The organism is Bacteroides caecigallinarum, assembly GCF_016902295.1.
Classification (GTDB): Bacteria; Bacteroidota; Bacteroidia; order Bacteroidales; family Bacteroidaceae; genus Phocaeicola; species Phocaeicola caecigallinarum_A.
Genome location: NZ_JACJLQ010000006.1, coordinates 34,750 through 46,564, shown reverse-complemented (window position 1 = coordinate 46,564; position 11,815 = coordinate 34,750). Strand labels below are relative to the sequence as shown.

The window sequence follows — 11,815 nt, the reverse complement described above, 5'->3', positions numbered from 1 at the left end:
TAAATGTGTAACAATAAATTTTGAACAATGAAAAATCAGGAAAAAGAAATTTATGAGACACCCAGAACAAAGAGAACAAGGGTGAAGTTGGAGAACAGTATATGTGTGGCTTCAGACAGAAAACCGGGAGATGATGTGAGTTCAGACCGTCATGTGAGTATAGAAGGACATAAAGGTGGTGGTAGTTTTACTTTTGAAAGTACTTCGTGGGAATAATTTAATATAACAAAGAAAAAACAGAAACTATGAGAAAGAAATTATATTTTCATCATCTTCTGCTTGGTATGGCTATCTTTATGGGTAGCTGTAGCGAGAACGAAGATTCAATACCGGCAAACCCGGGAGACGCTATATCGTTCTCTGCTGCAACGCCGCAGAGCAGAACCTATTATAGTGAATGGTTACAGCTTGATTGGGAGGAATATGACCAGATTGGTATATATTCTGCAGAAGCTAATGCACTGGATGCTGATATAAATAAGCCGAAGAATGCTGTATATGAGATAACTAACATTTATAAAGACGAGCCTGGGCATTATCATCATGCTGATTTTGAAGCTGTTGGCGATGATAGACTTAAATGGGGTAGCTATAATGACCATACATTTTATGGCGCATATCCGGCAGAACGTATAGAGACATATCCTAATGAAGGGGATATGAAAGGTATGTTTGAGATGAAATACATGACAAATCAGGTTTGTTCCGTCTCATCTTTAACCAGTCCGTATAAAACTACTCCGGATATGAAAAATGCATACATGGTAGCAAAGAATACTTTGCCTCCTACTTCGGATAAGCATGTCCTGCTGACATTCAGACCTGTCATGACAACTCTTCAGATAAATGTAACAGCTGGAAGTACCGGTAGCGATATTGGTACAGGCATCATACCTGGGCCTACAACAATAACAGGTGTTAGTGTTATTATGCCTAGGGCTTTAAATAATGGAGAGTTTTTGTATGATGTTGATAATGGCTATTTAAAGGAAGGTTCTGTTTTAGACGATACAAAGGAATCTGTGTTTGTTTCATTTAATAATAATAATGGTGAAAGATACATTAAATTAAACGCTGAAGAGAAAATCTCATTCTTGGTATTCCTTCCTCCCGTACTTATGGATGTAAGCAGGGGCGATACTGCTAAATTAAGAATTCATACAACAGGGTATCAGAACTATGTTATACCTATGAACGGTAACCTTCAGCAGGAATACAAATTTGATATAAAACTTCCAGATTTTGACCCTGAACGTATTCAACCTAATAACTGGATGAGCTACATGGATGATAAGGTTTATGTATCACAATTGTCTATACCAGGAAGTTATAGAAACCTGCAAAGCATACCAGCAGGAAACTTATTGAATATGGGTGTCAGAGCATTGGATTTGCGTTCAGCTGGAGATGAAATGAACACTATAATTGAAGAAATTGAATCTTTCTTGGGTAAGAATAGTCAGGAGTTTGTAATTGCGCTGTGTGGGGATGGAAGTACAGTATCGTCAACTAAAAAGATTGATTTTAAAGCAGATATGACACTTGCTGAAGCACGAGGAAGTATACTTTTCATAAATGAAAATATGAGTGGTATTACATTTAATAAAGATTATTCAGAGGATAAATACAATGAAAATGAGGCAAAATATGTTATTGACAATTTAAGAAATAATGTATCTAGAGCGTGGACTGTTACCTATTGTGCATATGATAATATGCCACAAGATATAGTTAAAAGCAGCAATAAAGCCATATATGACCATATAGTAAACACACAAGAAGGAAATACAGGGATTGTCATGATACCATATGCATGTACTGAAAATGTAGTGGGAGAACCTGAAGCAGGCAAGCCACAACTGTTTCAAACATATGGAGACCTTTTCACCCAGTCCATTATCGACTGTAACTTTAAGTTTATACATCAGTTTGCAAATAAATAAAATAAAAAAATAATATGATAAAACGATTCGGCTTAATAATAGCTTGTGCTGCCATAACTTCGGCAGTAAACGCACAGAAAGTAGACTCGACTGTTGTCGTGTCGGATGTTACAGAAGAAATTCAGTATAACAATGACAAATATAAAGTAGAAACCAACCATTTCTTTGATAACTGGTTTGTCAGTGGTGGTTTCGGCGGTCAGGTACTTTTCGGAAATCATGACAAACAGGTAAAGTTCTTTAACCGTATTGCGCCTGCACTTGATATCGCTGTAGGAAAATGGTTTACACCAGGAATCGGGGTGCGACTGATGTATAGCGGACTTTCCGTAAAAGGTGCCACACAAAAAGAAGGTCATGGTGAGTTTCCGACTCATAGTACCGGAGAGGATGTACCGGGTAAAGGTGGAGACGGCTATTGGCTGATGAAGCAGAAGTTCAAGTTCTATAACCTGCACCTGGATGCCTTGTTCAATATGTCAAACATATTGTACGGGTATAATGAAAAGCGTGTATATAACTGCTCTCCATATTTCGGTCTCGGATGGACCAGAGTATGGAAATCGCCACAAAGTATGGAAGTAAGTGCAAATGTTGGTATTCTGAATTCATTCCGTCTGAACGATGCACTCGATTTAAATCTGGATATCCGAGGAGCATACGTCAGTGACCGTTTCGACGGTGAGCTTGGCGGACGATGGGGGGAAGGTTTATGGAGTGCTACGATAGGACTGACATATAAATTCAAACCACGTGGATGGGATAGAAGCAAGACAATTATACGCACTCATGACCGTACATCAGAGCTCAAGGCAATGCAAGACAAACTTAATGATATGCAGGCTCAGCTTGCCAAACGCAAGACAGACTCTATCACTGTCATAAGAACAATGGCAGCAGCAAGCTTCGTGGTGTTCAAGATAGATACTTGGGATTTGACAAACGAAGCACGCGTACAATTAAGTCTGTTTGCTGAGAATATAAAGAAAGCAGATCCAAATGTAATATATATTATTACTGGTTATGCGGATAAAGGCACTGGTAGTGTAGAAAGAAATATCGTATTGAGTAAGAACCGTGCGAGAGTAGTTTACGAATGTCTGGTAAATGAGTTTGGTGTGCCTAAGAAACAGTTGAGAATTGATCATAAGGGTGGTGTTGATGATATGTTCTATAATGACCCTCGTATGAGCCGTGCTGTTATAACAAAGATATTGGAAGAAAAAGAATAAAAGATAATAACAATGAAGACTAAAATCAATGCATTGGCCGGTCACAGAGTGACTGGCTATGCACAAATAAAAAAGCTTGTATTGGCGGTTTCGTCAACAGTTCTTCTGTCGGGAGTATTTTCATCATGTGTGGATGATGAGTTTGCTATAGCAGGAACTTCAACTGAGACAACAAGAAGTGAAACAAAGGCTGTTAATACCGGAGGGCTGATTCAACAAGATGATGGAACATGGATGTCACAGAATTGTAGAGTTCCTATAGTTGGGCCGGGAAAGGTGGTAAATTCCTCTGCTGGTGATTTATTGAAAATAATAGATACAGGTTCTGACAATTTCGGAAGTATTGTTGATACTGATTTATATAATTATACGGCTTTCTCATCATCAGTAGTAAATGGGGAACTGAATTTAAAGGAACTTGTGTCTATTAGAGATATGTATCGTGTATATTCAAAAGGACAACAAGTTGGTTTTACATATATAGAAAAAGAGAATATCTCTGTATTGAAGGTAGGATTACTGAAGAATATGAATATTGTCCTTCGCAAAAGTGGAAATGAAGTTCAAAGAGTTCCTGTATCCAATACTAAGAATGAGAGCTTATATGTAAACCTACTTTCATTGGGATCTTTATCAGAAACGAGTTGGGCTGAACGTAGTATTTCAATTATAGCTAATGCTGATTTTGATGAAGTAGCTCTTGATTTTGGAGGCTTGGATATTTCTATACTTGAAGGATTTGAATTTTGTTTGAAGTATGCTTTTGTTGGTGAAAATCCGGAGATTAGGGCTACAAGTGAAGAATATTATACATATTATTGGGGAGAAAATACACCGGTAATTAATAGTGGGTTACAGGAAGAGCATATATTAGGTGACGATTATTACACGCAAGAGTTGGAAAATTATGATAATATAATACAAGATTCCAGTTATAATGCTTCTCATCGTTTTGGAATTACAGACTTATTATCTACGGATATACGTGCAACGGTAAATTTCAATCGGGCATTGCCAAAAGGCACCGAGATTGGTTTTAAATATTCTTTTTCGAATACTTTGATTAATGTAAATATATTAGGCAATTCTGGACCGGAATTATATACATACACTAACGGTACCAAGAATGAAACATCTTTACAAAAAGTAACGCCGCCTATTTCAGTTTTAAACCTTGGGCTGGATTTAATTGACGAAACTCCTGCTTATGTTGGCATGTTGGTTGAAAATGAAAATACTAAACAATTACAGCTTAGACTGTCTGGTAATATATTAGGAGTACTGGGAAATATAGTTGACGGGTTAACCAATAAAACTTTTAAGTTATTCTATGCCTATGTTCGTGAACCGGTAAAGCTTGACCCAACTAACTATTTCGCTATTAGCAATAGTGATAAAACAAATTCCACTACTTATAAACTGAAAACACCAACAGATGGAAATGTTCAATATATTTTAGAATCATATCCCAGCAATGCATCTCCTGGTATAACAGAAGATAAACATATATTATATGGAATGACGGTACCTGGAGAATATGTTATTCAGGCTATTTATACTGATGTTAATCAAAAACAAGTAGTTCAAACCATAACTATTTCAAAAGAAGAACAGTTACCGGATGAAAACTGTAATATTTATATAACAAAAGATGGGGAGTTTGAAGCAAAGATAGATGAAGCTTATGGACCACAAGGTGGTATATCAGTAATTTCTAATACAAATAATGTAGAAAATATCATTGATGGAAATTATAATAACTATGCTACATCTATTCGTATGGTGGAAATTTTGGGCTTTAGACCGATAGCCGCAATTACAACAAATAAAAAGGTTAATTCAGAGGGAAAGAGTGTGCGTGTTGGGTTTGAAGTGCAAGCTTTAACCGGATTATTGGATTTAACAGCAATAGAAACCTATAAGGTAAAGGTCTATGATGGTAATACTGAGATAAACACAGGTACGGACGGTAGTCTTCTTAATGTTGGTGTGTTAAACTATGATAACAGTAGAGTTCGTTTGAGTATAAATGTAAACCAACAGTTTGATCACATCGAACTATGGAGAGATGGAGTTGCGGGTGTTCTTGAAGCTCAAAGAATTTACAACGTATTCTATGAAAGTACTGATTGTAAGGAAGAAGGAGCAAACGAAGCTTGTATGGAAGTAATGACGAATGTTGGACATAATCTGAACATAGATTACGAGAACACTAAGGTTGGTGAAGGAATTGGGGCTATATTGGGAAATCTTGATAACCTCGAAAATTTACTTGATGCAAGTCTCGACACTTATGCAAGTTATTATACAACAGTAGGACTGTTATCTGGAGCAACCATAAGCCTTACATTTGACGAACAACCGGCAAAACAGCCGATAGGATTCGTTTTAGGAGGAAATGGAGATTTAATCAGTACAGAAGTTCTTGGAGGTTTTTCTTTAACAGTATTTAATGGGGACACTGAGGTAGGAAGTATAACAGACTTTACTACAGCAGATGTAAATGTAATCAGCAGAAACGGAAAAGTATATCTTGAGATACCGGGTGAAAAACTAACTTCTCCATATAATAGAATAGAACTTAAAATGGCGAGTACATTAAGTGTAATAAAAACTATATATCTTCGTGGTGTATATACTCGTGTTGATTCAGACGGCGACGGTATTCCGGACTGCTCGGACGATGTAACATCTGGTGTCCTGACTCTGGCAAGCGGCATCACCCATCTGTGCGAAGGCAACGCAGCCTTGATTCCAGTAGAAAGTACCACCCTGACAGACGGCACCGTACTTTCACTGGCATGGACCAACCGAGAGAACGGAACGACCGGAACCACGAACTGCACCTTCAGCGAGGACGGGAAGATCTTACGGGTAGACGATGATGCATCGTGGAAAAAAGGAAGATATTATGTGGACATACTTCAGGAAGGAGAACACCTGTGGGACAACGCCGAAGTGTACGTCCACCCGAAGCAGACCAAATGGAAACCGCAGGGCGAGTCCACGGACTGGAACAGATGGGAAAACTGGGACAATGGCTCGCCATGGGAATGTACTGACGTTATCCTTCCTTCTGGTGCTTCTATTTATCCTAGATTGGTGGACAGAGAAGATAATATGTGCCATTTTATCTATTTTGCACCAGGAGCGGAGCTTGAAAATACTCCGGCCTTTTCAGATAATTATCCTGAAAAGGTTTTCATTGATGCTAATCTGGAAGGTGGAAAATACAGTCTGTTTTCAGCACCATTAAATGGAATGTACACAGGAGATATGTTTGTATCTAATACCAATCCTGAATGCTTCTTTGTATCTTTAAATGAGACCACATATCCTGAACAGCGTTTTTCACCAATTATATATCAGCGTTTCTGGAGTAAAACAGTAGAAATGGTAGGTGTGAGTGAGAATGGTTCTATATCTGATATTAATATAGATCAGACGGACTGGTCAGGAACATTTAATGCTGTAAGTACTGATTATCAACCTGCACAGGGATTCTCTATCCGTCCGGGAAAAGACGGAGAATCAGGGGAATATACTTTCCGCTTCCCGAAAGAACATAAGACTTATAATTTCTTCTATGCTAACGGAGTGGCTACCGGTGAAAGTAGAACAATTGGTCGAAGTTCTGTTGGAAAGTTTATAATGGATAAATATGGAAGTATAGATTTGTCAATTGAAACATCCGGCACCCGCTTCCTGTTAGGAAATCCGTTCATGACTCATCTTGATATAAGAGAATTTCTGTTACAAAACTCAACAAATGTGAGTGCCGTAGAAATATATGACGGTTCAAATTACGTATCCGTTACACTAAATGGTGGAAATCTTGTTTCTACACTTGCAGAAACACCTACTACAGTTGCACCGATGGAAGCTATATTTGTACAGGCAAAAACACAAGGAGAAAGACTGACTGTCAATTTAACTAAAGGTATGTTCCATCAGAAGAATGGATCTACACCAGCCGCATTCCGTTCACGTTCTGTAAGCAGCCGTTCTTCTGTACCGAATGGAATGTTAAGAATAAATGCTACAGTTAACGGTAAAACTTCATCGTGTGTTGTCTTACAGTCACAAAGCGCCTCTGATTCATATAGCTCTAAAGAGGACATCAGCATACTGATAGACAATGAGGTCAAGCCTGAGGTTGCCGTATATACGGTGGCAGAAAGGAAAGCACTTGCCATCCAACGCATCAAGTCCGGTAAGAGTATTCCTTTGGGTCTTTATATGAAGCAATCAGGAAGCGTAAAACTGGATTTTGACAACGGTAGTAATTTCTGGGAAGGCTGGATGTTGCTTGACAGTAAAACTGGCAAGAAACATTCACTGAGAGAAAGTATCGTATTCAGCAATATTTCCTCTGTATCAAACAGATTCTACCTGATAAAGGAATAACTGATATCAAAAACAGAAATAAAACAGAATAGAGGATGTCACACTTTTGTGAGACATCCTCTATTCTGTTTTGTTTTAAAATTATGAATTTTACTTAGTATATAAAATGTACTATAGAGCTAGGACTTTTTTATCTGACATTTCTTTGTGTAAGCAGATAGTAATCCACTCTGTATCCTTGATGTCTGTTTTTCGACCGGGAAGCTGTTATATGAAATATGGATTGACGAGTTACTGTTCGAACATTTCTTTAAACACACGCAAAATAGGAATCAAATATATACGGTAATCTCCATTGTCAGTTCGGTTACTCCATGTTTCTGCAGTCATTCCAAATCAGGGGTCAATACACCGTATTTATGTTTAAAAATCTTGCCCGAATCATCTATTATACTAGGGAAAATACTATCTTTGTGAGTGACAACAATAGCATTCACTAATTATTAATTCTCCATCATGAAATATCCTATAGGAATACAGAGCTTTGACCGTATAATAGAGGACGATTTTGTTTATGTAGATAAGACTGATATGGTTTACAGCTTGGTGAAGGAAGGTTCAATATACTTCCTCAGCCGTCCGCGCCGTTTCGGCAAGAGTCTTCTTGTGTCAACATTGAAGAATTATTTCCTTGGCAGAAAGGAATTGTTCAAGGGATTGAAGATAGATGCGCTGGAAAAGGACTGGAAGGTGTATCCGGTGTTTCATATTGATTTCAACGGTTCTAATTTTATGAAGAGGGGGATTTTGGAGAACCGTATAAACAGCTATATATCCGATTGGGAGAAAGAGTATTCATTAGACTCGGGTGATATAGAAGCGGACCTTGGAAACCGCTTTTTGAAGGTGCTTAAGACTGCCTACGAACGGAGCGGTCTCCGTGCAGTGGTACTTATTGACGAGTATGACAAGCCAATCCTCGATGTCCTGGACTACGACAAGAACCTTGAGGAAGAACATCGCAACATCCTGAAAGGTTTTTATTCCACTTTCAAGGGTGCCGATGAGTACCTTCAGTTTGTATTTCTGACAGGTGTAACGAAGTTCTCGCAGGTGAGTGTTTTCAGCGGATTCAATCAGCCCAAGGATATAAGCATGCATGCCAAATATGAGACTCTTTGCGGTATATCTCAGTATGAACTTGAAAGTTATTTCAGAGAGCCTATAGAACAGATGGCTGACGAATACAGTTGTTCGTATGATGAAATGATGAATATGCTTAAGTCGCAGTATGACGGTTATCATTTCAGCGATAGAATGACCGATGTATATAATCCTTTCAGTTTGCTCAATGCTTTTGATGCCGGAAGAATATATGATTACTGGTTCAAGAGCGGTACACCGACATATCTTATCCGCCTGTTGTCGCATTCAGACGAGAATATGAACGAGATAACAGGGAAGTATTATTCTCCTGAAGAATTTATAGACTACAAAGCCAACATTGAGCAGCCATTGCCTATGATATATCAGAGTGGCTATCTCACTATAAAGAAATTCGATTTGGAAGAAATGACATTCCTGCTTGATTTTCCAAACAATGAGGTAAAACGCGGATTTCTTACGATGGTGGCTTCATCTTATTTTGGCGATAAAATGGAGACTGCATCATGGATAAGGAAAGCTGTCTCACAATTGAAAAAAGGTGAGATAGACGATTTCCGTACCGGTATGACTGCTTTCCTTGCAAGTATTCCCTATACGATGCGACGCAAAGAGAACGAGCGCGAAAAGGAAAGATATTTCCACTATACATTCTATCTTATCATGCGCCTTATCAGTGTCTATACAGTCTATACGGAGAAGGTGCAGAGCCACGGTCGTGTAGATTGTATCGTGGAAACTCCGGATTATGTCTATATATTTGAATTCAAGCTTGACGGAACTGCCGATGAGGCTATGCGTCAGATAGAGGAGAGGGGGTATGCCCGTGAATATGAGTCTGACAGACGTAGAGTATATAAGATAGGTGCTGTGTTCTCGTCAGAGACGGGGACTATAGAGGAATGGATGGTAGGATAAGTTATTATTATTTTGCTCATTCATTGAGCAAAATATTTCGAAAAATGCTCACTAATTGAGCAAAATATGTTTTCTTTGCAAAAAAGAGTATTATGCACAGATTACAGGAAAGATTCAGTAAACTTATTCAGGAAGTAAGTACGGACTATCACCGTTACATGTATAATAAAATAGACTGGAATAACCGTATGATAGGTTTGACGGGGCCAAGAGGAGTTGGTAAAACTATGCTCATCCTTCAATACATTAAAGAAAATCTTCCCAGAGAGATTTCCCTTTATGTAACAGCCGAGGATTTTTATTTTGCCGACCATCGTCTTCTGGACCTGGCAGACAGTTTTGTGAAACAGGGTGGGAAATATCTGTTTATCGATGAGATTCACCGTTATAAAGACTGGTCGAAAGAACTTAAACTGATGTATGACTATCATCCCGGGCTACAGATAGTCTTTACTGGTTCGTCAGTTCTGGATATACATAAAGGAGTGTCTGACCTGAGTCGTCGTACATCAATGTATCACATGCAGGGACTGTCTTTCCGTGAATATCTCAACATGTTCCATGGTTATGATTTTCGTTCATACACACTTGACGAAATTTTGAATTTAAAGTTAGAATTTCCGTCTGATTTCCGTCCTTTGCAATATTTTTCCGGTTATCTGAGGCAAGGATATTATCCTTTCCCTAAAAATAATTATGAGAATCAGCTGCTACAGATCGTTAATGTCACTATAGAGTCCGACATACCGCAATATGCCGGAATGAATGTATCTACAGCACGTAAGTTAAAACAACTATTGGCTGTGATTTCGAAAAGTGTACCGTTCAAACCAAATATTAGCAGTCTTGCGTCGGTATTGAATGTAAGCCGTAACAGCATTGCTGATTATTGTCTGTACATAGAAGAGGCTGGTATGATAGCTCAACTGAGGGATGATACAGGTGGAATACGTGGGCTTGGAAAGGTTGATAAGATATATCTCGATAATACAAACCTTATTTATGCGCTTGGCAGAGAAGATTCAGACATAGGCAATATTCGTGAGACTTATTTCTTCAACCAGTTACGTGTAAACCACGATATTGTCACTTCATCCGTTGCAGATTTCATGGTCGGAGACTTTACATTTGAGGTTGGAGGTCGCAAGAAAGGCCTGAAACAGATAGAAGGTATTGAAAATGCATATATTGTTAAGGACGATATAGAATTTGGTTATGGTAATATTGTTCCGTTGTGGAGCTTCGGATTTAATTATTGATGAATGTAAGGTAGAGTAGAGGATTCAGTTAACCATAGTTAACCGAGTGTTAGCTATGAGTTAACCGCAAATCTGGTTCCAACATACGATCTTTGTCATATAAACATTAAATGAATGTATTTATGAGAAAGATTATTACCTTTATTCTATTTCTTTCGGCTGTTGTGCTGAATGCGCAGGAAACAGCCTTGTTTCGCGTCACATACTATTGTGATGCTTTGTACAGTAAGACACGCAAAACCTACAGATGGTTTCTTGATGTAGGCAAAACCCAATCCGTTTTCTATAATCCGAATAACAGGGCATGGGCGTCGGAATATGATAATATTTCCAAAGAAACGGATATTGCGACAGCCTTGGCGAGGGCACAGAATGCAAACATAAAGTATGGAAACAAGAACTCTCTGGAAGTTCTGACGGGTGCGCCATCGTCTGATGAATATACCTATATGAAGTATATCAAGACAAATAAGTTTATATACACAGAGAAACTTCCGCAGATAGAGTGGGAATTATCTGACAGTACCAAAACGATTTGTGATTATCAGTGCAAGAAGGCCGTAGCAACAGTTTATGGCAGAACATGGACAGTATGGTACACACCCGATATCCCTGTTTCGGCAGGTCCTTATGTTCTGAAAGGTTTGCCCGGTGTGATTCTTGAAGCATGCGATGCTGACAATCTTTTTCATTTTGTTGCGGTAGGTTTGGAACAGAATGTTTCTGACGCCAGAATAGAGTTGTTCGAGAAGGACAAGGCTCTGAAGTGTTCACGTTCGAAATTTATGAAACTGAGAAAATCCGAGGAAGGGAAGACTTATGGAGAAGCGGTAAAAGAATTGGGTATCAACCTGGTAAAGGCTGTTGATATCAACGGTAAAGATATAACCAATACAGTCAAGCCTGCAAGTAATTATCTTGACCTGGAATAATGCCATTTGAAAATACATCA

General features: G+C 38.5%; 7 protein-coding genes. All 7 read left to right on the top strand.

Annotated features, from left to right (window positions below):
* The first annotated feature begins 27 nt into the window (after nt 1-27).
* The 7 genes from H6A27_RS03020 (at nt 28) to H6A27_RS02990 (ending at nt 11,795) form a co-directional block, all read left to right on the top strand.
* Entirely contained in the window at nt 28-216 is a 189-nt protein-coding gene (locus tag H6A27_RS03020) for a hypothetical protein (protein WP_204507618.1), read from the top strand.
* A gap of 29 nt (nt 217-245) precedes the next feature.
* A complete protein-coding gene (locus H6A27_RS03015) occupies nt 246-1,943 on the top strand; it encodes a PI-PLC domain-containing protein (RefSeq protein ID WP_204507617.1) in 1,698 nt (565 codons plus the stop codon).
* 14 nt (nt 1,944-1,957) lie between these two features.
* Nucleotides 1,958-3,175, top strand: coding sequence for an OmpA family protein (locus H6A27_RS03010; protein ID WP_204507616.1), 1,218 nt, complete (start codon nt 1,958-1,960; stop codon nt 3,173-3,175).
* A gap of 12 nt (nt 3,176-3,187) precedes the next feature.
* The gene (locus tag H6A27_RS03005; protein ID WP_204507615.1) at nt 3,188-7,582 is read left to right on the top strand and encodes a hypothetical protein; all 4,395 of its coding nucleotides are present in this window, start codon (nt 3,188-3,190) and stop codon (nt 7,580-7,582) included.
* 456 nt (nt 7,583-8,038) lie between these two features.
* On the top strand, nt 8,039-9,604 hold the full coding sequence (locus H6A27_RS03000; protein ID WP_204507614.1) for an ATP-binding protein: 1,566 nt from the start codon (nt 8,039-8,041) through the stop codon (nt 9,602-9,604).
* A gap of 92 nt (nt 9,605-9,696) precedes the next feature.
* Nucleotides 9,697-10,863: an ATP-binding protein gene (locus H6A27_RS02995; RefSeq protein WP_204404789.1), complete on the top strand. Its 1,167-nt coding sequence runs from the start codon at nt 9,697-9,699 to the stop codon at nt 10,861-10,863.
* A gap of 122 nt (nt 10,864-10,985) precedes the next feature.
* Nucleotides 10,986-11,795, top strand: coding sequence for a GLPGLI family protein (locus tag H6A27_RS02990; RefSeq protein WP_204507613.1), 810 nt, complete (start codon nt 10,986-10,988; stop codon nt 11,793-11,795).
* The last annotated feature ends 20 nt before the right edge of the window (nt 11,796-11,815 follow it).

Excerpts from the sequence above, each read along its gene's own strand:
- H6A27_RS03000 (WP_204507614.1), top strand. The coding sequence starts at position 8,039 with ATGAAATATCCTATAGGAATACAGAGCTTTGACCGTATAATAGAGGAC.
- H6A27_RS03010 (WP_204507616.1), top strand. The coding sequence starts at position 1,958 with ATGATAAAACGATTCGGCTTAATAATAGCTTGTGCTGCCATAACTTCG.
- H6A27_RS03020 (WP_204507618.1), top strand. The coding sequence starts at position 28 with ATGAAAAATCAGGAAAAAGAAATTTATGAGACACCCAGAACAAAGAGA.
- H6A27_RS03005 (WP_204507615.1), top strand. The coding sequence starts at position 3,188 with ATGAAGACTAAAATCAATGCATTGGCCGGTCACAGAGTGACTGGCTAT.
- H6A27_RS03015 (WP_204507617.1), top strand. The coding sequence starts at position 246 with ATGAGAAAGAAATTATATTTTCATCATCTTCTGCTTGGTATGGCTATC.
- H6A27_RS02995 (WP_204404789.1), top strand. The coding sequence starts at position 9,697 with ATGCACAGATTACAGGAAAGATTCAGTAAACTTATTCAGGAAGTAAGT.
- H6A27_RS02990 (WP_204507613.1), top strand. The coding sequence starts at position 10,986 with ATGAGAAAGATTATTACCTTTATTCTATTTCTTTCGGCTGTTGTGCTG.